This window comes from Vallitalea okinawensis (genome assembly GCF_002964605.1).
GTDB lineage: Bacteria > Bacillota > Clostridia > Lachnospirales > PQDH01 > Vallitalea_A > Vallitalea_A okinawensis.
In genome coordinates this window covers 1-22,583 of record NZ_PQDH01000005.1, presented here as the reverse complement: position 1 = coordinate 22,583, position 22,583 = coordinate 1, and the positions used below count along the sequence as shown (strand labels likewise).

The window sequence follows — 22,583 nt, the reverse complement described above, 5'->3', positions numbered from 1 at the left end:
ACATTGTATAATTAAATATTAATAATTTTTTATGTCGAAGGCAGTGATATGAGGAGGTAAGGGATGTATAAATTAATCGTTGTTGATGATGAATTAATCATAAGGGAAGGGATTGTTAATACCATTCCTTGGGGGAAGTGGGGATTTGAAGTAGTTGGACAAGGTCAAAATGGCATAGAAGCTATAGAGTTAATCGAAAAATACAAACCCGATGTGATCTTAACAGATATAAAAATGCCTACTATGGATGGAATAGAACTAATGAATATTATTTCAGAAAAGTACAATGATTTAGAAATTGTCATTTTGAGTGGTTATAGTGAAGTTGAATATTATAGAAAAGCAATTAAATGCCATGTTGTAGACTATTTATTGAAGCCGACTTGTTACGAGGATTTTGAAAAAGTCTCAATGAAAATAAAGGCAAGGCTTGATAAAAAGAATCAAAGGATTAAAGAAAATAAAGAATTAAAAAAACAACTACTTGAGAGTTTACCTTATATGCGCCAAATTTTCTTGAAACAGATTTGCAATGGATTATATAGTGACCAACTAATTATTAAAGAAAAAATGAAATTTTATGATATTCACCTTGTGAGTGAACGATTAGCGGTTATAGCATTGAGCTTTGATAACTACAGTATATTAAATATAAATTATTCAGAAGAGCAAAATTACCTGCTTAAACAATCCCTAATGTATTTAGCCAATCAGTTAGTACAAGAATTTGGTAATGGTAGTTTTTATATAGAAAATCAAATGATTATAGGTATTTACAACTTTAAAACTGATGATTGTTTTAAACAGGTTATTGCATTCATTGAAAAATTACAGTCTGTTGTATATGAACTAAAAAGTATTACTTTATCAGCAGGGGTAAGTGAAGAGTGTTCTAACATTGTCCAATTAAAATATTTTTATAATCAGGCAGTTGAAGCATTAAAGCAAAGGATTTATTTAGGCAATGAGAGTATTACATGTTATAAGGATATAATGGATGTGGAAGATATGGAATACCTTGAGTATAGATTTAACAGTGATAAAATCATCGATTTCATTTTTTATAATGGTCAAGACAATATAGATGTAATTTTGGATGAAGTATTTAATAATCTAAAGAATAAACTTATGAAAAGATATGATTACATCGACAAATTATGGTATGAACTCTACTATGCTATTGCCAGATATGCAGTACGCTTTAATTTAGATATGGATGATATCATTCATAATAGAAAAAATAATATTACAGAAATTAGTAGTATTGAAAACCTTGATTTAAAAAGAAAGTGGATTTTAGATATATTATCAAAATGTAGACAACATGTTGATCAAAGAAGAGATAATCATCAATCAAAGTTGATTATGGAGGCAAAAAAATATGTGGATGAGAATTATTCTGATAATGGAATGTCACTAAGCATGGTGGCTGATAAGTTCAATAAAAACCATGCTTATCTAAGTAAGCTGTTTAAAAAAGAAACTGGAGAAAATTTCACTGATTATATAATAAAACTTCGAGTAAATAAGTCAAAGGAATTATTAAAAGATATCACAATTAAGACCTATGAAGTAGCCAATCAAGTGGGGTATGCAGATACATCTCACTTTATAAAGGTCTTTAAAAAGTATACAGGAATGAGTACATCACAATATAGGGAGAGACATATGTGATATGAAAAAACGATTATATAATTTATGGCGTTATTGGGACAAATTAAAATTAAAACATCGGCTAATCTTATTGAATTTTACGATTATTATTTTAATAACAAGTATTATTACAGTGATTATGTTAAACTATTCAAAAAAAATTATTAGTGAAAATTCAACAGTACTCATTCAGGATTCTATTAATCAAATCAATAGGAGTATTGATGAGATGCTAAAAGAGCAATTATATGCAGTATCAGAATTTATTATCAATGATGATGACATAAACGAATATTTATCAAGGTATAATAAAGAACAATATATAGGCAATAGGCAAAAAGAAGTGGACACCTTTTTAATCCGTAAAAAGTTATCTGAGCAGTATTTTATATATCAAGAACATATTAACTTAGCAGCTATTATTAATGATGATGGTGAGGTCTATAATCTATCCTATCCTGTTAATGAGGATAGTATTGTACAAAATTATATTGACAATTTAATAAGAAAAGCCGAAATAAGCAAGGATTTAACTGTGAAATGGTACCCATTAACAGATAATATCTTTACAGAAAAAGATGCAGGTCAATCTAGAATCAATAATGTGGTTATTGCTCGAAGAAACATGATTCGAGCAACAAGTGGAAAATACATTGGAGAACAAATTTATACCATCTCTGAAAAAGCCATTTACGAAAAATATAGTGACAGTGAATTAATTAAAGAGGGCATAGTATTTATCATTGATCGAAATGGTCATTTAGTATCCCATAGTCAACTAGAGATGATAGAATCTAAGAATCTGGAGAATCATTCTACGATTATTCATGAGGTTCTTAATAATCCTGAAAATAGTTATTTTATATCAAGTGATAATAAATTAGTCATTCATGAATCTCTTAATGAGAAGAATTGGATTACTATTGCAGTCATGCCCACGAACATTATTTATAAAGACATTAGTAGAATATACTTTTTATTTATACTACTAATAGTCATCTTATTATTAATTGCAGGAATTAGCATAACCATGATTTCGGATAGAATTGTTCAACCGATTAAGAGGATTATTAGGTCCATGGAAGAAGTAGAGAAAGGAAATTTTAATGTTAGTGTTAATATTAAAGGACAATATGAGATCAGTAAGTTGGCAAAATATTATAATAATATGATTTCAAAAATTAATCAATTAATAGAGGAAGAATACATACTTGAAAAAAAGAAAAAAACAGCAGAACTTGATGCATTAATGGCTCAAATCAATCCTCATTTTCTCTATAATACTCTAGAGTCTATTGTGTGGAAAGCAAGATCTATTGGCGCAGAAGATATTAGTGAGATGTCTTATAGTTTAGGAAAGTTTTTTAGGATATCTGTCAATCGGGGACAAATCATTGTACCTGTTGAGGAAGAGCTCAATCATGTAAGAGCTTATGTGAACATCCAGAAAATACGATATGGTAACAAGTTTGACATGACGATTCATTTAGAAGATGAACATATTAAGGCTTATAAGACATTAAAATTAATTTTACAACCCATAGTTGAAAATGCAATTATGTATGGCATTGAACCATTAGAAGGGGTGGGATACATTAAGATTACAGTATTAGAAGATGTTGGACACTTATTATTTATCATAGAAGATAACGGAAAAGGCATGGTAAAAGATAGATTAGATGTAGTGATGAATAAGTTAAATACCTATAAAGATATGGGAAATGAAGAAGTAGACGTGAAGGAAATGAAAAGGAATGGGGGCATAGGACTATCTAATGTGTGTGAAAGAATAAGACTTTATTTTGGAGAAGAGTATGGGATTAGGATTGAAAGTACATTGAATCAAGGGACAGTTGTGACAATTAAAATGCCCCTTATGGAATAGTACAAAAAAACACTATAAATGCAAAAAATGCTTTATAGCTTGATTGAACTAACAATATTATAATTTTTAGTGTAATGTTTATAGCAACGTTACATTTATTCTATTAAAACATAAGAAGGGGAGGATTTGTAATGACTAGGATAAAAAAAATGATATCTTTGTTATTGATGGCAACGCTGTTAGTTAGTGGGTTTAGTGGTTGCACTAACTCAGGTGAAGAGAATTCACAAGGTACTACAAGCAGTGATAGCCAAAAAGAAAATGGTGGAGATGTAGGTTCTAAAGTAAATAGTAGTGATAATGGGGAGGACTATGTGTTAAAATGGGCTCTTACTGCTCAGGAGGCTCAGAGAGGTGAAACACAGGATATGATTGATTTATTAGCTGAAAAAGGGATTAAAGTAGAAGCATGGACTATTCCACAACATAAGGACGGAGAAGCAGATAAATTACTCATTAGCTTAATGGGCGGAGAAGAAATTGATATTTGTTATGATGCTTATCCAAATATGAAAAGGAAGCATAGTGCAGGGGTTATAATGCCTATTGAAGAATTAGCTAATAATGTTGGCTACGATTTAGAAGGGTCTTTTGGTCAATTTCTTCCTAAATTTAATGGTACTATTTACGGGGTTCCAGCTATTTCAGATATATGGTTAACGCTATATAATAAAAAAATATTTGATGATGCAGGGATGGAATATCCTTCAGCAGATAACTGGACATGGGAAAAGTATATTGAAACAGCAGAAAAATTAACCGATATTTCAAAAGGTATTTACGGATCATATATGGTTACAGAATGGAACAACTACAACTATATGTTAGCTACACAAAAAGGTGTTCCACATTACAAAGAAGATGGTTCATCAAATCATGATGATCCAGCATTTGCTGAAGCCTTAGCATTCAATTATGCTTTTGGAAATGACTATCAAGTACAACCAGATTTTTTGACCATGAATAGTAAACAATTACCATATGATAGTTTCACTACAGGAAATTACGGTATGTTTGTTTGCGGTGGCTGGACAACAATCTTAATGAGTGATGAAGAAAAATATCCTAGAGATTGGGATTTTGGTATATTACCAATGCCTTACCCAGAGGGGTATGATAAATCAACTCTTTCTGTAACGGGGAATTATTGGATACCTACAACTTCCCAACATGTAGAAGAAGCTTTTGAAGCTATTACAATTATTGCTGAGGATCTATACAAGTTAGGATATGGGAGGGTACCTGCGAGAGTAGACCTTAGTCAAGAAAAATTAGATACATATATTACAGAGCAATTGGTCGTTCCATTTGTTGAAGATGGGGTGACAGTAGACGATATAAAAAATGCTTGGTTTGACCCAGAAAGGATTGTATATCCGGAGAAGATCGTAGGTCCTGGTGATGTAGCAATTAATCAAGCTTTCAATGAAGAAGGTGGACTTTACGGTATTGGTGAAAAGAGTCTAGAAGAAGCGATGAAATCAATTAAAGAGAAAGCTAACAGAGCTATCAATGATGATCTAAATAAATAAGAATAATTTGCAAAAAGTAGTGATTGCCACTGCTTTTTGCAAGGCTTTTAAAAAACATAAATATCAATAAACTCGAGAATTGAAAGGAAGAATTTTATGATGAAAAAAAAGAAATTATCCATAGCAGAGAAAGAAGCATTGACTGGAGTTCTCTTTATTTTTCCTTATGCTTTAGGATTTCTAATTTTTCACGCACTACCTTTTATTTTATCTTTTGTAATAAGCATGACAGATTTACGATTTATAAGTAAAATAAGTGAAGTGAGATTTATATTTTTTGATAATTTCTTAGAGATGTTTAATGATCCATATTTTTGGGAAGCATTCTCAAAAAGTGTTCAATATACGGTTATATATGTTCCTTTAATCATGTTATTAAGTCTTATGTTAGCTTTAATGGTTAATAAGAAAATATATGCAAAAAATGCTATTAAGACCATGATATTCATGCCTTATATATCCAATATAGTTGCTATTGCAATTGTATGGGGATTATTACTCGATCCCATTGAAGGTCCTATTAATAACTTACTAATGACATTAGGAATGACTAATCCGCCCATGTGGTTAATGGGAGCAAAGACAGCTTTGCCAACAGTGGTAATCATTGCAGTATGGCAGGGAATGGGACTACAATTTATTACTTATCTAGCAGCTTTACAAGGGGTGCCTAGGGAACTCATTGAAGCTTCACAGATCGATGGTGCTAATCGTTGGAAGTCATTTATTCACGTTACATTGCCAATGATTTCACCAACAACATTTTTCTTGACCATTACATCCATTATAAGCTCTCTGAAAAACTTCAGTGTGGTTCACGCGCTTACTGAAGGAGGACCAGGTACGTCTACACGGGTATTAGCCCTAAACATTGTTAGGGAAACATTTGCTTCTTATAGAATGGGGTATGCAAGTGCCCAAGCTATATTTGTATTTGTTTTTATTCTTATTATTACTGTTATTCAATGGAAGGGACAGAGAAGATTTGTAAGCTACTAAAACTTGATACTTGAATAGAGTTTAGTGATATATGAAGTTTTAGTAAGTTATTAGAAAGGAGATAGAAATGACAGAGATTCGTACCAATACAAACAAGTGGTTAGTAAAGACAGAGAAAAATAAAAAAGGAATAGTAGGGAAGTTGATATTAACAGCAATTTTATTAATTATTGGAATATTAAATATTTACCCTTTTTTATTCATGCTATCTTCATCATTTAAACCATTAAACCAAATGTTTGAATACCCTATTCAACTCATCCCCAGAACGTTTATCTTACAAAATTACAAGAATTTATTCTTGCCAGAATATTACTTTACTAGGTGGTATGCTAACACATTAACGATGATTACACTAACAGTAGCATTAAAAACCTTTATTGTAAGTATGACGGCCTATGCATTTGCTAGATTGAGATTTAAAGGAAGAGATATAATATTTTTAGTTTTTTTAGCAGCAATGATGATGCCTCCTGATGTTACCATTATACCTAAATATGTAATTTTTAAATTCATAAATATTACAGATACCATGTGGAGTTTAATATTACCAAGTACCTTTGATGTTTTTTTTGTATTTATGTTGAGGCAATTTTTTATAACGATCCCAATGTCTCTTTCTGAGGCAGCAATTATTGATGGCTGTAGTCATTTTAAAGTTTTTTATAAAATTATACTACCTCTAACTAAACCTGCAATGATTACCATGACTATATTTACATTCGTATGGGGCTGGAATGATTACATGAACCCGTATATATTTATTTCCGACACGAGAAAACAAATGTTAACTGTTGGAATTAAGCTATTCACTACTTCAATGGCTTCGGATTATACCACTCAAATGGCAGCGGCAACATTAGTATTAATTCCGGTATTGATACTGTTTTTATTCGCACAAAAATTCTTTATAGAAGGCATAACAACAAGTGGAGTGAAAGGATAATTGACATAATGATAGGAAAATGAACTGATTTAAACTAAAGGGATTAACATAAAGATTATAAAGGAGGTAATTGTCTTTTGAAACCAACGTTAACATTAACAAAAAAAGTATATGAAAGTGTTGAATTCATTGGTGATTCATCTGTACCATCTTTAGGTGAAATGATTAATGTTCAGAATAAAGAAAAGCAAGAGAATCACTTGTCAGAAGATGAAGGGCTGTTTATTGGATATGGCAAAATAGCTGGCTGTTTCCCTTATAAAGAGAAAAATCAATACACTACTCATTTAAGAGGAAAAGAAGTTAATGTAGCCGTACTTGAAAATAAATATTTGAAAGCTACATTTCTTACAGAATTTGGTGGAAGGCTTTGGGAGTTATTTGATAAGAAAGAAGGGCGTAATTTGCTCTATACTAATGATGTGATTCAGCCAAGAAATCTAGCTATAAGGAATGCTTGGTTCAGTGGAGGTGTTGAATGGAATATTGGTTCTATAGGTCATTCATCCTTTACTTGTGAACCAATGAATGTAGCAGAAACTGTAAGAGAAGATGGCATACCCATTTTACGATTGTACGAGTTTGAAAGAAATCGTCAAGTAACTTATCAAATGGATTTCTGGTTAGAAGAGGATTCTGATATTCTATTCTGCCGTATGCGAATTGATAATCGTAATGATGAGATGATACCTATGTATTGGTGGTCCAATATAGCGGTTCCCGAGTTTGACCATGGGCGAATTGTTGTACCAGCCACATCCTCTTATAAAAATTCTATCAATCCTAGTATTCGAAAGGTTGCTATTCCGATTGACAATGAAATCAATCAAGATATTACATACTATAATGATATAGATGCACCTGTCGATTATTTCTTTGATATTGAAGAAAATAAAAGAAAGTACATTACTAACTTGGATGAAACGGGGTATGGGCTTCTTCAGTTTTCTTCTGATAAATTACGAGGAAGAAAACTATTTTCATGGGGTCATCTCCAAGGTTCAGATAATTGGCAAGATATATTAACTAAAGAAGCTGGAAAATATATAGAAATTCAAGCCGGTCTTGCAAAAACTCAATATGAGTGTGTTCCAATGCCGCCTCATACAGCTTGGGAATGGGTGGAATGTTATACTAGTTTAAAATTACCCCCAGAGCAAGTGTTCAATAACTATTCCGATGCAGTACTAGCAGTAGACTGTGTCATAGAAGAACTATGGGGAAAGTACAATTTAAATGATTTAGTAACGAAAACAAAACATACAATAGGAAAGAAAAAGTTTGATCTTAAAAGTAACGCAAGTGGATTTGGTGGATTAGAAAATCTACGAAGAGAAAAGCAAGGAGAACCACTTATAAGTGAATACCTTGAATTCACAAGGCAAGATGATAACATTAAAGATTGGATCACTTTACTAGAAGAAGGTAATTTTGATAATAAAGATGTAAATAAGGTACCACAGAGTTTTATGCTTGGTGAAGAATGGCTTAAGATACTAGAAAAATCCTCAGAAAATGAAGGAATAGACAATTGGTATGTTTGGTATCACTTAGGGATCATGTATAAGTATTATAAGGATTATAAAAAGGCACTAATTTGTTTTGAACAATCAATAATTCTAGACATTACCCCCTGGGCCTACCATGCTCTTGCTTATTTATATATAGACATGAATGCAATTAAAAAAGCAGTCAAATATGCTACAAAAGCTATACAGTTAAAAAGTAATGATTATTCTTTATGTGAAAGCTGTCTGAAGATATTATTGAATAATGAGTACTATGGTGCAATTATTGAATGTTATGCTATGCTTGATAAGAGTTTAAAGAAGGTAGGCCGCATTAAGATGTATCTAGCATTTGCATACGCGCATACAGGAGATGTGGATCAAGCTTCTGAAATCATGGACTCAGATGGTGGACTAATGGTAGATGATATTCGAGAAGGAGAAGTTTCAATTACTGAACTGTGGATACTTCTATTTAAAAAGAAGAACCCTGCAGTAAAAGAAGAAGATATCATTATCCCTAAAAAATATGATTTTAGAATGCACTAGGTATAAGTAAGAGTGGAGGAAGATTTGTGAAACCCAATATTTTGATGATTATGACAGATCAGCAGCGTTTTGATAGTGTTTCATACTATGGTAAAAAAGTCCCTTCAACGCCCCATTTAGATAGCCTTGCTGTAGAAAGCATAGTCTTTAGTAATACCTATACACCATCACCTGTTTGTGCTCCAGCAAGAGCCGCTATAAAGAGTGGTCAATACCCACCAGGGTGTGGCGTTATCAACAATTGGGTTGAATTCAAGGAAGGTACAGAGTTGATGACAGATAGGCTGATTAAGCAAGACTATTCAACAGCACTTTGTGGGAAATTACATTTTGTGCCTCATAAAAATAACTTCGGTTTTCAATATAGAAAATTAAATGATGCACCCTACTCAACTTATGCAGATGACGATCGCTATTCTGATTATTTAGAGTGGTTAAGAGATAATTATTTTGATGATAAGAATATTGATCCAGTAGTATTATTTGATAAGGACGAGGAGAGTTTTGATAGTAATATCTTTCAGTTTAGTATGGGAAGTGATTTTCGTTTAGAAGAAGAACATGATATTCCTTGGACTGTAGAGGAATCCATTCAGTTCATGGAGCGGAGAGATAAAGAAAAGCCATTTTTTTTGTTCACTTCATTTTTTGGACCACATCAACCCTATATGCCGCCATTACCTTGGAAAAACATGTACGACCATAAGGAGATTGAATTACCACCACAATTCTATGCTTCTATGGAAAAAAGTCCGATCTTTGAGAAAACAGTAGGAAATCTTAGGAAAAGGATAAGCGAAACTTATAGTGCCCAAGACTATAAAAAATTATTGGCTGCTTACTATGGGCAAATTTCAATGATCGATCATTATATTGGAAAACTATTAAGTTATCTAAAAGAAAACCAACTATGGAATAATACAATGATCATTTTTGTTTCTGATCATGGGGATTACATGGGTGCATATGAATTATTTTTTAAAGGGCAGATGTATGATGCCTGTTGTAAAGTGCCTATGTTTATCAAGCCACCTCATGGCAACAGTAGAGGAGCGATTAGAGATGAAGTCGTTAATAGCTTAGATTTATATGGAACTATTTTAGATATTGCGGGAGACCAGAAATGGAAAAAAGATAATATTGAATCCCGTAGTTTAGTGGATTTATTAAACAATGATAACACCAAGTGGCGAAATGAGACCTATTCCATCATTGGAGAGAAAAAAGACTATAATCTAACAATGTTAAGAAAAGATCATCTTAAATTAATGCGGCTTGCATGTGGTGAAGATGAGCCTATTTATGAGATGTATGATTTGATGGATGAGATAGCAGAGGTAAGAAACATATATAATGTTGATTCCTATAAATATGAAAGAGAAGATCTTAAACATCAATTGGATAAATGGTGGAAACAACAAAGAAATAAATACCCTGAGAAAACAATATCTCATCGCAAAAATAACGTAAAAAGTAAATAATAATAAAAGAGCTTATTTCTTAGGAGGAAAATAAGCTCTTTTTGATGTCCGAACTTGTGATTGGAGGGTACAAGTTGACATTGGCAATAATTATGGGTTATCTATGCAATTGAGTTGAAGGTATCCATGATTTCATCAACATTGATATCTTCAGTCATGGTCTTTACCACTTCGCCATCTTTTGTAATAACAACAGCTGGGAAGTTTTCTACATTTAGACGATCAGCAATACCTGTAGATTTATAGATATCTACTCTATTCAATACAACTTGTTCATCGAATTTACCTTGGATTTCTTCCATTGATGTGAGCAATTCTCTTGATGATGCATCAATAGCATTGTATAGATAGATTAAGCCGGGTTTCTCTTTTTGCATGATAATATCATGGAAGCATTCACTTTCAGCAATATATTTTTCAGCTGCAAAACCTGCAATAGCACCATCACCGACAGCTGTAGCTACTTGCTTTAACCACTTCTCGCGTACATCACCACAAGCGTAAACACCTTCAATGTTAGTTTCCATCTTTTCATTAGTGATAATATAACCTCTTGAAGTTAAATCGATTTGATCTTTAAAGATCTCTGTGTTAGGAATGTAACCGATGAATTCGAAACAGTTGTCACATTCAACAGGTACTAATTCACCAGTCTTTAAGTTCTTAAGGACAACCTTATCTAAATGTCCTTCACCTTCAAAAGAATCTGCAACTGTATTCCATACAAACTCCATCTTAGGGTTTGCTAAAGCAGCCTCTTTAGCAATTTCATTACAGTCCATAATACCTTCATCGTGCATGACAGAAACAGTTACTTTGCTAGCAAATTTAGTGAGGAACATACCCTCTTCAATAGCAGCGTCACCACTACCAATAACAACAACATGCTTATCTGTATTTGCAGCAGCATCACAAGTAGCACAGAAGGAGATACCTTTATCAAACAGATAGTTTTCTTCATTCTTAGCACCTGTTATTCTTGGACGACCACCAGTGGCTAAAATAACGGATTTCGCAATGTATTTATTTCTAAAAGTTTCAACAACTTTATCTTCACCTTTTAAATCAACAGACTTAACATCTGTTAGTTTGAACTTAACACCCATTTTTTTAGCTTGTTCTTTCATTAAGTTAGTAATATCTTCACCTTTTGGGCTATTTGGGAATCCAGGATAGTTTTCAATTTCGTTAGTGTAAGTAGCTAGACCACCAACTAGTGCTTTTTCGATTAATAATGTATTAAGACGAGCACGTCCTGCATAAATAGCAGCTGTTAAACCAGCAGCTCCACCTCCGATGATTACAACGTCATAGTTTTCAATCTTTTTTTCTCTTGGCATAGTCATAACACTCCTCGTTTAAATGAATTTCCTTATACAACATAAGAAAAAGTAATAACAACCTTAAAATGCAAGAAAGGAATGCAAGCATTAAATGCAAGAATTCCTCTCTTTAAAAAGATAATGAATGTGTGATAATTTCATGATTCAAGAATTTAATCTCTATAGTAATCATGAAATTATCTTATATAATTGAAAGTAGAAAAATGTGTAAGTGTCTAAAGTTACATAAAAAATTTAACTAACAATTTACTTCCGATTATGGCACCGCCAAACATACCGATAGCGAATACCCAACCAGATAAGGAAAGGGATGCGATTCCGCTGAATAATGCTCCAATATTACAACCAAAAGCAATACGAGCACCGTAACCCATCATGAGACCACCTAATACAGCAGCGATGACTTGCTTCTTACTCTTTATCTTCTTAAATTTAAATTGTGAAGCTAAAAGAGTAGCAAGTAATGCTCCTAAGATAATCCCGATATTTCTTATAGAGCCTCCATGAGCAAGTAAGCCAGCTTCTAGTGTAGCCTGAGCTCCTTCGCTACTGAAGTAGTACCATTTATCTACGCTACCACCAAAAGCTTCATAAATCCAAGCACCCCAGTTTGCAAAAGTACCAGACACACCCCATGGGTCACTTGTTGTAGCAAGCGTAACGATTTGAAATAAGGATAAAAGGATAGCACCAGTTATGTAAGGCCATGCACTTTTAAGCCATTTCTTATAGAATTCATTTTTTTGAACTTTATTAAAAAACTTTTCCTCAGTTTTTGCCTCCAAATGATACACCTCCTTTGAATTAATGTGTTCAAGAGGTTAGGACCTTTATTAGTGAGTTTTTTCGATGATTACTTCCCACTCGCCATCATCTACTTCTTCAACTTCTACGTTGTGACCATCTTTACGAGCCCACTCAGGAACGTTTTTCATAGCACAGCTGTGATCGATTTGTAAAACAACAACGTCACCAACTTCGATTTCTTTAATTTTATTTTGAGCCTTAATTAAAGGTACTGGACAAGCTTCTCCAAATGAATCAATAACATATTCTTTCATGTTTAATTCCTCCATTTTTAATATTATGATATATTATTATGATATTAAGATTATAATAGTTCTGGCGTAGGAATTGAGTTACCTACATAAATCGTTTAGTCCTGTGTTTTGGCTTGCTCATATTTTACAGCAACCATATATAAACATAAGATAATTAGTAATTGAATTACAACTGCTCCGAACCATCCGAAGACATCAGGTAAAAATACTTTAGGACCTTTTGAAATGATGTGGAAACTCCACCATTCGAAATCGTGGGCACCCCAAAGTGAACCAATAACAAAGAATGCAAGAGATAACACCTGCATGCTAAAACCTTCACCTACACGCATAAGTGTACCTGAAGCACAACCACCAGCAATAACCATACCGACACCAAAAACGAAAGCACCGATAATCGTAGCTAGACTAATAGGTACAACATAACTCATACCTGGAATAGGTAATCCGTTGATGTAGTAACCGTATTTAATAGCTGTGAAACCAATTGTGGTTACAGCAAGGGCAATGAGTACTGCACGAGTTATTGAAGTACTACCTGTTAAGTATGGATCACGCATAGACGCAGTAAAGCAAAATCTTGACTTTTGAAGTATGAAACCAAAAGATATACCAAGAATCCATTGAAGTCCCAGTGAAGCAGATTGAAAACCGAAGTAAGCACCTGCTAATAAAATAAGGACAAAGACAACGATGCCAATTGGAAGCTGATTTTTCTTCTTGCGGCGAGTACGTGACCGAGTTGAGGATCTTCTAATAGATGAACTGCCAGAAGCGTTTTCTACCTTAACAGCATCACTCATCGAATCACTCCTTTATGCAATTTTAACTTATTTTGAACATCTGTTTTGTATTTAACAATCTCCTAAAAACATCATAACATAAAAAATGACTTATACTATATTACCTTTATTAATATTGTATTACTTTTTTTAATAGGCTGTCATGTGGAAATTAATTCTACTATATTGAAATGCCTACGACCCTGTTGTATAGTAGTAGTATACTGATAAGTAAAAACGAGATTGTTATTTATTTAACACATTATGCAATCGTTGCATTCATAGCTTGCAAAAGAGGGATAGCTATTATCTAAGATGATGCATAAATATACATGAAAATTTAAATGAACTTGAAGTTATTATATAAACGAGGTAGGGATGTTTATGAATATAGAAGCTTTACAATATTTTTGTGAAATAGCGGAAGAAAAAAGTATCTCCAAAGTGGCTAAGAAATCCCATATATCTCAGTCAGCGTTAAGCCAGCTGATTCAAAAGATGGAAGAGAGTTTAGGCCAAGCCTTATTAAAGAGGAGTAATAAAGGTGTTGAATTAACAGAGATGGGGAAGATTGTTTTAAAATACTCTGAGAACATCTTAATTAACTATGATAAAATGTTAGAAGCTATGGATGAATTGGATCATAACAATGCAAAGATTCGCATTAATGCCACATGGTCTTTGGTAACCTATTCTTTACCATGTGTGCTTTATCGTATTAAGCAAAAGTTCCCAAAGTATGGCTATGAGCTCGTCTCAAGCTCTAACCAAGATACGTTACGAGATGTTCAAAATGATATATGTGATTTTGGTATCATCGATCAGAAACCAAAAGAAGACTGTTCTATGAATGTTCACAAAATAGGTACGGAACGGTATGTACTAGTAGCATCTGAGAGCTATAATGTAAAGGAACAGATTGATTTTGAAGAGCTGTTTAGCTTACAGTTAATATGGTCAACTTCCAATCATAATGTAAAACAACTACTAGAAAATCGTTTAAGACAACAATGTAAGACCATTAGTGATCTAAACATTATCTTTGAAATAGATAATATAGGTGCTATCAAATCATCCATTAACAATGGCTTTGGAGCAGCATTTTTACCCTATGTTGCCGTTAAGAGAGATTTGTATTTAAAGAACATGAAGATCATTGATGTGAAGGATCTGGATTTAACCTATGAACTATATTTGGTGAGTAAAAAGATGGATAGTGTATCAAAGGAAGCAAGGGATACTATTGAGTATTTCAAACAAATTGGTCAAAAAAGCTTTTGTTAAAGACGAGTAACAGTGATTTCCCAAACGCCGTTGATAACTTCGTCGGTCTCTATAATGCAATTGAACTTACTAAATTGAGCGGAAAGAGATTCAACAACGCAACTATGATCTGTTATTATCATAAAAGATTCATTTGGACTTAATTTTTTAAATGCATCCTTGGCTTTAATAACTGGTATTGGACAAAAGTCGCCTAAACAATCGATCTTTTTCATTGTAATCACCTCAAAATAATATTACTCCCAATTGGGTTACTTATATTTTAGACTAAAAAGGCATAATTGAAAAGGTGAAAAATATGTACATTGATTTTTTTAGACCGACAATTACAGGACATGAGCTCAATTATATAAGAAAAGTCATTGAAGAAGGTGCCATCGGATCAGGTGGAGTGTATACAACTAAAGTGAAAGAACACCTAGCATCTCTTCTACAGGAAGAACAAATCGTCATGACCACATCATGTACCCACGCCCTAGAAATGGCTGTACAATTGTTGAATATAAGTCAGGATGATGAAGTTTTAATGCCGACTTTTACCTTTCCTTCTACAGCCAATGCTGTTGTTCTTAGTGGGGGCAAACCTGTATTCATTGATGTTCATCCACAAACACTACAGATGGACTTAGATGGACTGAAGAAAAAAATAACAAAGCAAACCAAGGCTATTCTTATCGTCCATTATGGTGGTAGCAGTTGCGATATGGACCGACTGATGGCAGTAGCTGCTAGACATAATTTATTTGTTATTGAAGATGCTGCTCAAGGGTTAGGGGCTACATATAAGGGGAAGCCTCTAGGCACCATCGGGCATCTTGGATGTTTTAGTTTTCATTCCACAAAGAACGTAGGGTGTGGTGAAGGCGGCGCATTAGCTATTAATGATAATACCTTGTTATATAAAAAAGCACTGATCTTGCGTGATAAAGGTACAGATCGGCAGAGTTTTTTAGAAGGTCAGGTAGATTATTATCAGTGGGTTCATGTAGGGTCTAGCTACGTACCATCTGAAATGCTCATGGCCTATTTATATGCCCAATTATTAGAGATGGACAAGATTCAAAAGAGACGTAAGCATATATTTGAGTACTATGAAAGTGCTATGAAAGAAATACTAGATGATCGTATATTGAGTTATTCATCGCCTACCCCAGCTAATCAGCAAAACTATCACTTGTTTTTTATTCAATTTAAACATGTGAAGGACGCTTTAGCATTTAAAGGTTTTATGAAAAGAAAGGGTATTGGAACTGCTACTCATTTTGTACCTTTACATGACAGTATTATGGGGAGTAAACTAGGCTATCAAAAAGGTGATTTTCTCCATGCTAAGGATTTGGGGAAGCGTGTTATTCGATTACCTTTATATCCTGATTTAAAGGATGAAGAAATAGAGTATATTAGTACTTGTATCCAAACATTCTTTGTTGAAGGAGTCAAGAGATATGGTTGATTTATCCATTGTCATTCCTGTTTATAATGGGGCAAAATCTATCGAGACACTTTGCTATGAAATAGATGCTAATCTGAACAACTTCACTTATGAAATTCTATTAGTAGATGATGGAAGCAAAGATGATAGTTATGAAGTGATGAAAAGGTTAAGTCATCAATTTAAGCAGATTAAGAGTATTAAACTTAGGGAAAATGCTGGACAACAGAATACTCTCTTGTGTGGAATCCGCCACGTGACAGGCGCTTATTGCATTACTATGGATGATGATGGTCAGCATGACCCAGGTGACATTCCTTTGCTTTATAAGAAAATTAAAGAGGGGTACAACGTGGTTTATGGTATACCTTTTCAAAAGCAACATGCTAAATACCGGAGCATAGGAACGATGTTAACAGATTGGCTTTTTAATACCATTATCGGAAAACCAAAAGCAATAAAAATTAGTAGTTATCGAATCATGACCAGTGATGTGGTTAAAATAATTAGTAGGTATCCTTATCGGTTTATCTATTTATCGGCAGTTATTTTCCATTATACAAAGAGGGTAGCTAATATACCTATTAACCATAGAAAAAGAAAAGAAGGTAGTTCTAATTATAATCTATCTAGATTGTTAAGACTCTACATGAAACTAATAACCTACTTTACACCTTGTTTGAAACCATTTCGCAAGCATGGTAACCAGTATGAAATAGAGGAGATTACTCAATGAAATTGATGATTCTAGGTGCCAGTAAAGCACAATGTAATGCCATTAGTCGTGGAAAAGAAATGGGCTATAGAGTATTAGCTACTGATTATTATGAAGATTCACCGGGTAAAGCTATAGCTGATGAAGTAGGACTTGCCAGTACTTTTGATGTGGATGCTACATTGGCACTAGCCAAAACAAGAGACATAAGTGGCATTATGACAACTGGAACAGATCAACCGGTCTATGTGGTCAATCGTATAGCAGAAGCCTTAGATCTACCTAGGTTTCTTGATGAACAAACAGGGTATAATGTAACGAATAAAAAGGCTATGAAAAAAATATTAAAGGATCATGACATTCCTATAGTTCCATATACCTTATTAACCAAAGAGTTTAAAGATGCTCAGTTAGTTGGAATTGAACCACCCTTTGTTTTAAAACCCTTAGATTCTCAAGGTCAGAGGGGTATTTATAAACTACATACTGCTGATGAAATTCGGCAATTCATTGATCAGACTCTAAGCTATTCGAGAGAAGAGGAAGCTCTTCTTGAAAGCTATTATGACAGTGAGGAAGTTACTATAACAGGCTGGGTGAAAGATGGTGATACAAAAATTATTACCATAACAGATCGAGTAACCTTTGAAGATCAGCTTCATATTGGTATATGTTCCTCACATGAGTTTCCATCCAAATATATGGAAGACTACGGTGAAGAGATTATAAGGATTAGTCATGCAATTGTAGAAGCTTTCCATATAGAAAATGGACCTATTTACTTTCAGATGCTTATTGGGAATAAAGGAGTACTTGTAAATGAAATAGCCTGTCGAATTGGTGGTGCCTATGAGGATGAGTTTATACCACTGATTACAGGTATTGATATATTAGGAATGGTTATTGATTATTCCATGGGGCAAGAAGTGGATTACACAGCATTGAAGAGTTATGATATTCATGAAAATAAAAGCTTTTTATCCAGTCAACTGTTTTTTGCTAATGAAGGTACTATAGAGGGAAAGACGTCCCGTGAGGAGATGTTAAACTGTCAAGGTTTACACAATATGAACTATAATGTAGATGTAGGACAAACCCTTCAACCTCGGATTAATGCCACTCAAAGGGCGGGTTATATGATTATCACTGGTAAGGATGAAGAGGACTTAATAGATAACATTAATAAAGCTTATGACACCATGGTGATTAAGGATAAAAAAGGCAACAATTTGGTCATCAGGGGAAGGAGAGGCAAAATCAAATGAAAAAAATATGGATTTCTTTATTGTGTATAGCTCTTTTATTCACTGGATGTATGAAGGAAGAGGTAAAGACAGTTAAAATCGCAGAGCAATATGGGTTAGCATATGCACCTTTACAGATCATGAAAGAAAAAGGCTTTTTGGAAGAAGAACTCCCAGATGCAGAGATACAATGGAAAAAACTCGGGAACACGGCTGCAATTCGGGAAGCTATGCTAGCTAATGAAGTGGATTTAGGATTTATGGGGATCCCCCCTTTCCTTATTGGATTGGATAATGGGATGGAGTGGAAGATCATGTCTGGTCTATCAAGCTGTCCTTTAGGGTTAGTGAGTAACGATCCTGATATAAAGAGTTTAGAAGATATAGCCTTTGAAGATAAAATTGCTTTACCACAACCAGGAAGTATTCAACATATCTTACTGTCTATGGCTGCGGAGAAACAACTAGGGGATGCCTCTGTATTTGATGAGCAGTTAGTGACCCTTAAACATCCCGATGGAATGGTGGCGCTGGAAGCTGGGAAGGAGATCAGTGCACATTTTACTTCACCTCCTTACTTATTCATGGAACTAGATAATCCTAAGCATCATTTAGTTGTAACAGGAGAAGAAGCGGTTGGTCACTCCTTTACGTTTATTGTTGGGGTTGGAACAGAAGAATTTTATAGTCGTAGAGAACATTATGAAGCTTTTTTAAAAGCTCTTGATCGTTCTATTGATTTCATGAACAATAACAAAGATGAGGCTACAAGTATTTTAGCAGAAGTCTATAATATGGAAGTACAAGTATTGGAAAGCTACCTCAACCAAGAAGGAATGGTCTATTCTAATGCTGTAGAAGGTGTAGAAGAATTTATTGATTTTATGTACAGGAATGAGTATCTTAAAGAAAATTATGGATTAGAGGAAGTTCTATGGGATTAATAAAAGATCTTTTTGAGAAAAGTTGGGTCCAAAAGTTGGTATGGACCCTTCTGTTGTTATCCTTGTGGCAAGTATTATACCTTTTGAAACTATGGAATCCGAGTATTTTTCCTTCTATGGTTGATATACTAGAGGCTTTGTGGTGGGAACTTATAAAGGGAGACTTGTTTATACAGATTTATTATTCCTTAAGAATCATATTCGTTGGCATGATTATAGCTACATTAGTAGGTATCATTATGGCCTATCTGAATAGTCAATCGAAGGTATTCAATAGCTTGTTTGATACCCTTACTGTTATAGCCCATCCCTTACCTGGAATAGCATTAATGCCCTTAGTTATTTTATGGGTAGGAACTGGTGAAGATGCAGCTCTTTTTATCATTATACACTCTGTATTATGGCCGTTAGCTATTAATATGACTACAGGTTTTAAATCCACCAAAAGCATTTACACAGATATTGGAAAGAATTATGAATTGGATGGTATGGCGCGTTTTATTCAAATTCTACTTCCTGCTAGTGGTGTCTATTTTTTAGCAGGATTAAGGATCAGCTGGTCACGAGCATGGAGGGCACTAATCAGCGCAGAAATGATTTTTGGAGCAATGAACATGATGGGTGGTATTGGTTGGTATTATTTTGAAAAGAGAGTATTCATGGACACTGCAGGGATGTATGCAGGACTTATAGCCATCATTTTAGTAGGATTTTTAGTTGAAAATACTCTTTTTGTATGGATAGAGAAAAAGACCATTGTTAAGTGGGGAATGAAAAATGAAATCATACATTAATGTGGAGAATCTAACAAAAATATATGATCATAAAGTTGTTCTTAAGGATGTAAGCTTTACTCTTGAGAAAGGACGCTTTCTCTCTATTGTGGGTCAATCAGGTATAGGAAAGACAACTCTACTTAGGCTCATAGCCGGATTTGATGAAGCACTGGAAGGTAACATATACATCGATGATAAAGTTATTGAGGGTGCTTCCATGAAGAGGATCTTAGTATTTCAGGAGTTTGATCAATTATTCCCTTGGCGAACTGTTAAAGGGAATGTAGAATTTGCCTTGAAGTATAAAGGGGTCCCCAAAGAAGAACGTGGAGCAAAGGCAGTAGAACTCCTTAAAAAAGTAGGGCTTGAAGAGGCTATTAAGAAGTATCCATATCAACTATCAGGCGGTATGAAACAGCGAGTTGCCATTGCAAGAGCATTAGCCTGTGAGCCAGAAATACTACTGATGGACGAACCTTTTGGTAGTGTTGATGTTCATACAAAAGAAAAGCTACAAAAGCTTCTTAAGACATTATGGAGGCAAGAGAATATAACGGTTCTATTTGTTACTCACGATGTAGATGAGGCTATCAAGATGTCTACAGAGATTCTTGTTCTAAAAGAAGAGGGAGCTGTTTTGATTCATAACCAGCAACCACTACAAGATACGGATGCATATAGTGAGATGTGTAAAAGGGTTCGACAAGAAATGGAGTAAATTTATTACTCCACTACATCGGTTCTGTAAATTGTGACTTGCCAATCATAATCCATCATATATTTAACGATGCGTATACCGTAGAGTGGAGAGGTGAGGGAACCTACCTCTTGACAATTATTATTAATATAATTTTTCATATCTTCGTAATAAATCATGTCACCATATAAAATTTGCCAGTTCACATTACGATAAATATAATCCATTTCTTCAGGGTAAAGGATATATTTAATATGATTATTTCTTATATACTCTTCAAAGGTTTCATTATCTAAGTAAGCTAAATTTCTATAATCTAGTAGTTGACCATTATCAAAATAGTACTCACAATTAAGATTAGCTAATACCTTATCTGAAGGGGCAACATACTGAGCAATTTTCTCTAAATACTGATCATAAGTATTAGGAGAGGAGGTTTTAATAATCTTCACATCTTCAATAACTGAAAAGATGCAAAGGACAGTTAACATGGATAACAATATTAAGCTTCCTTTTCTTACAGCAATACTTATTCCATCAAGTAATTTAGCTAGATTCATATAGGCAAAAGGGAAGATGAATATTACGTAGGTAGCATTATACCTTCCAACAATGATAAAAGCGATTTGAATGGCTAATATAACAAGTGCAAGCCTTATAAATGTATGATTTTTTTTAAAGTAACCATAGATAAAGGCTACGAACCATAAGCAGGTAATAACGATGAGTTCAAGCTGAATAGGAGGGATGAAATAGGTTCCGCTAATTCCTTTAAATAGTTTAAGATAATAAGGGACGATACCCATAATTTTATCTTGTAGAGTCATGGTGATGCCTAATTGGCTTCCATAACTTAAATAATCATGTAGGAAAGTAGTATTCATGCTAAGGCTCATTGCCACAAATAGAAGTGCAAAACATGTTACAGTTATGATAAGGTAAATAAGTTCTTTAAATGTTCTTTCTTTTGTGGCTATATCATATAAGTAAAGACAACCAAAAGTTACAGCTAAAATAAAGCTATTAGGGTGAATACCGATACTTAACCCGATAATACTTCCAAGAATCAACCAAGAAGGAAGCCTTGTACTAAAGGGTTTTAGATAGGTATTGAATGCTAATAAAAAGAACAATAGTATGACAATCTCTTGTCTTGCCATATGGGAGGTATAAATATACTGGATGTTAAGGCTTAGTAATATGGTAATCATTAAAGCCATGGTGGTCTTTACTTGTAGTTTTATTAAGATTTTATAGAAGCTATAAAGACAAGCTATGGAAAACAGTAAGGACATTAAACGAAAGCTTGTTATGTTATAACCCAATAAAAGATAAAAGGGCATTTGAAAAAGATGAAAAAGTATTTTAATAGCATGAGGGTATCTTGGATAAAGATTAAAAAAGGTCTCTGTTGTGCCAAGATCTCCTGTTGCCAACATGTTTCTGGTTAAACCACTTAACCAAGGTTCATCTGAATGAACAAAGGGGAAGGTATCTAAAAATAATAAATTTATTAAAAAATAGATAATTAAATAAAGTAATAAGATAAGGGATTCTTTTTCTATATAAATCGATAATTTTTTCATATGTGCCACCTCTTTCCAATATTATAAGGGATAGAGGGGAAATAATCTAGAGGGGATTGTATCACATAGAGTCAAGCATGTAGGGGGATCTATTACGCTAGCTGGAAAGACGTCCATGTCTTAGACAGCTAGGTTCGCCCTCCGTGGCTCACTGCTCCATAGACCC

20 protein-coding genes are annotated in these 22,583 nt (G+C 33.7%); 14 read left to right on the top strand and 6 right to left on the bottom strand.

Features of this window, described 5'->3' with window-relative positions:
* Positions 1-63 precede the first annotated feature (63 nt).
* From C1Y58_RS14550 to C1Y58_RS14520, 7 genes are all read left to right on the top strand, one after another.
* A complete protein-coding gene (locus C1Y58_RS14550) occupies positions 64-1,674 on the top strand; it encodes a response regulator transcription factor (protein ID WP_105616809.1) in 1,611 nt (536 codons plus the stop codon).
* Position 1,675: 1 nt separating this feature from the next.
* A complete protein-coding gene (locus C1Y58_RS14545; protein WP_105616808.1) occupies positions 1,676-3,538 on the top strand; it encodes a sensor histidine kinase in 1,863 nt (620 codons plus the stop codon).
* 131 nt (positions 3,539-3,669) lie between these two features.
* Positions 3,670-5,070 carry a type 2 periplasmic-binding domain-containing protein gene (locus C1Y58_RS14540; protein ID WP_105616807.1) on the top strand — a complete coding sequence of 467 codons (1,401 nt, stop codon included), beginning with the start codon at positions 3,670-3,672 and terminating at the stop codon, positions 5,068-5,070.
* Positions 5,071-5,166: 96 nt separating this feature from the next.
* Positions 5,167-6,069, top strand: a complete 903-nt coding sequence (locus C1Y58_RS14535; protein WP_105616806.1) for a carbohydrate ABC transporter permease — start codon at positions 5,167-5,169, stop codon at positions 6,067-6,069.
* Positions 6,070-6,136: 67 nt separating this feature from the next.
* Complete coding sequence (locus tag C1Y58_RS14530) at positions 6,137-7,015, top strand: carbohydrate ABC transporter permease (RefSeq protein ID WP_105616805.1); 879 nt, start codon at positions 6,137-6,139, stop codon at positions 7,013-7,015.
* Between the two features lie 77 nt (positions 7,016-7,092).
* On the top strand, positions 7,093-9,072 hold the full coding sequence (locus tag C1Y58_RS14525) for a DUF5107 domain-containing protein (protein WP_105616804.1): 1,980 nt from the start codon (positions 7,093-7,095) through the stop codon (positions 9,070-9,072).
* A gap of 26 nt (positions 9,073-9,098) precedes the next feature.
* On the top strand, positions 9,099-10,553 hold the full coding sequence (locus tag C1Y58_RS14520) for a sulfatase-like hydrolase/transferase (RefSeq protein WP_105616803.1): 1,455 nt from the start codon (positions 9,099-9,101) through the stop codon (positions 10,551-10,553).
* 101 nt (positions 10,554-10,654) lie between these two features.
* Here C1Y58_RS14520 and C1Y58_RS14515 read toward each other — a convergent pair whose 3' ends face one another.
* From C1Y58_RS14515 to C1Y58_RS14500, 4 genes are all read right to left on the bottom strand, one after another.
* Entirely contained in the window at positions 10,655-11,893 is a 1,239-nt protein-coding gene (locus C1Y58_RS14515) for an FAD-dependent oxidoreductase (protein ID WP_105616802.1), read from the bottom strand.
* A gap of 224 nt (positions 11,894-12,117) precedes the next feature.
* Positions 12,118-12,681, bottom strand: a complete 564-nt coding sequence (locus tag C1Y58_RS14510; RefSeq protein ID WP_105616801.1) for a YeeE/YedE thiosulfate transporter family protein — start codon at positions 12,679-12,681, stop codon at positions 12,118-12,120.
* A gap of 48 nt (positions 12,682-12,729) precedes the next feature.
* On the bottom strand, positions 12,730-12,957 hold the full coding sequence (locus C1Y58_RS14505; RefSeq protein ID WP_105616800.1) for a sulfurtransferase TusA family protein: 228 nt from the start codon (positions 12,955-12,957) through the stop codon (positions 12,730-12,732).
* Between the two features lie 95 nt (positions 12,958-13,052).
* Entirely contained in the window at positions 13,053-13,760 is a 708-nt protein-coding gene (locus C1Y58_RS14500) for a YeeE/YedE thiosulfate transporter family protein (protein ID WP_105616799.1), read from the bottom strand.
* A 363-nt stretch (positions 13,761-14,123) separates the two neighbouring features.
* On the opposite strand from C1Y58_RS14500, the gene C1Y58_RS14495 reads away from it, so the two are divergent.
* Positions 14,124-15,023 (top strand): LysR family transcriptional regulator, encoded by a 900-nt coding sequence (locus C1Y58_RS14495; RefSeq protein ID WP_170311600.1) that lies wholly within the window; start codon positions 14,124-14,126, stop codon positions 15,021-15,023.
* Here the strand turns inward: C1Y58_RS14495 and C1Y58_RS14490 are convergent.
* Positions 15,020-15,238 carry a sulfurtransferase TusA family protein gene (locus C1Y58_RS14490; protein ID WP_105616797.1) on the bottom strand — a complete coding sequence of 73 codons (219 nt, stop codon included), beginning with the start codon at positions 15,236-15,238 and terminating at the stop codon, positions 15,020-15,022. The genes C1Y58_RS14495 and C1Y58_RS14490 overlap by 4 nt on opposite strands.
* An 83-nt stretch (positions 15,239-15,321) precedes the next feature.
* On the opposite strand from C1Y58_RS14490, the gene rffA reads away from it, so the two are divergent.
* The 6 genes from rffA to C1Y58_RS14460 are packed head-to-tail and all read left to right on the top strand — an operon-like array spanning position 15,322 to position 20,852.
* Entirely contained in the window at positions 15,322-16,476 is a 1,155-nt protein-coding gene (rffA, locus tag C1Y58_RS14485) for a dTDP-4-amino-4,6-dideoxygalactose transaminase (protein WP_105616796.1), read from the top strand.
* Positions 16,469-17,191: a glycosyltransferase family 2 protein gene (locus tag C1Y58_RS14480; protein WP_105616795.1), complete on the top strand. Its 723-nt coding sequence runs from the start codon at positions 16,469-16,471 to the stop codon at positions 17,189-17,191. The genes rffA and C1Y58_RS14480 overlap by 8 nt, the downstream gene beginning before the upstream one ends.
* On the top strand, positions 17,188-18,435 hold the full coding sequence (locus C1Y58_RS14475) for an ATP-grasp domain-containing protein (RefSeq protein WP_105616794.1): 1,248 nt from the start codon (positions 17,188-17,190) through the stop codon (positions 18,433-18,435). Before C1Y58_RS14480 ends, C1Y58_RS14475 begins: the two co-directional genes overlap by 4 nt.
* Positions 18,432-19,358: an ABC transporter substrate-binding protein gene (locus tag C1Y58_RS14470; RefSeq protein ID WP_105616793.1), complete on the top strand. Its 927-nt coding sequence runs from the start codon at positions 18,432-18,434 to the stop codon at positions 19,356-19,358. Before C1Y58_RS14475 ends, C1Y58_RS14470 begins: the two co-directional genes overlap by 4 nt.
* Complete coding sequence (locus tag C1Y58_RS14465; RefSeq protein WP_105616792.1) at positions 19,349-20,152, top strand: ABC transporter permease; 804 nt, start codon at positions 19,349-19,351, stop codon at positions 20,150-20,152. The genes C1Y58_RS14470 and C1Y58_RS14465 overlap by 10 nt, the downstream gene beginning before the upstream one ends.
* The gene (locus C1Y58_RS14460; RefSeq protein WP_105616791.1) at positions 20,136-20,852 is read left to right on the top strand and encodes an ABC transporter ATP-binding protein; all 717 of its coding nucleotides are present in this window, start codon (positions 20,136-20,138) and stop codon (positions 20,850-20,852) included. Before C1Y58_RS14465 ends, C1Y58_RS14460 begins: the two co-directional genes overlap by 17 nt.
* Before the next feature lie 5 nt (positions 20,853-20,857).
* On the opposite strand, the gene C1Y58_RS14455 is transcribed toward C1Y58_RS14460, so the two are convergent.
* Positions 20,858-22,417, bottom strand: a complete 1,560-nt coding sequence (locus tag C1Y58_RS14455) for an ArnT family glycosyltransferase (protein ID WP_105616790.1) — start codon at positions 22,415-22,417, stop codon at positions 20,858-20,860.
* Between the last annotated feature and the right edge of the window lie 166 nt (positions 22,418-22,583).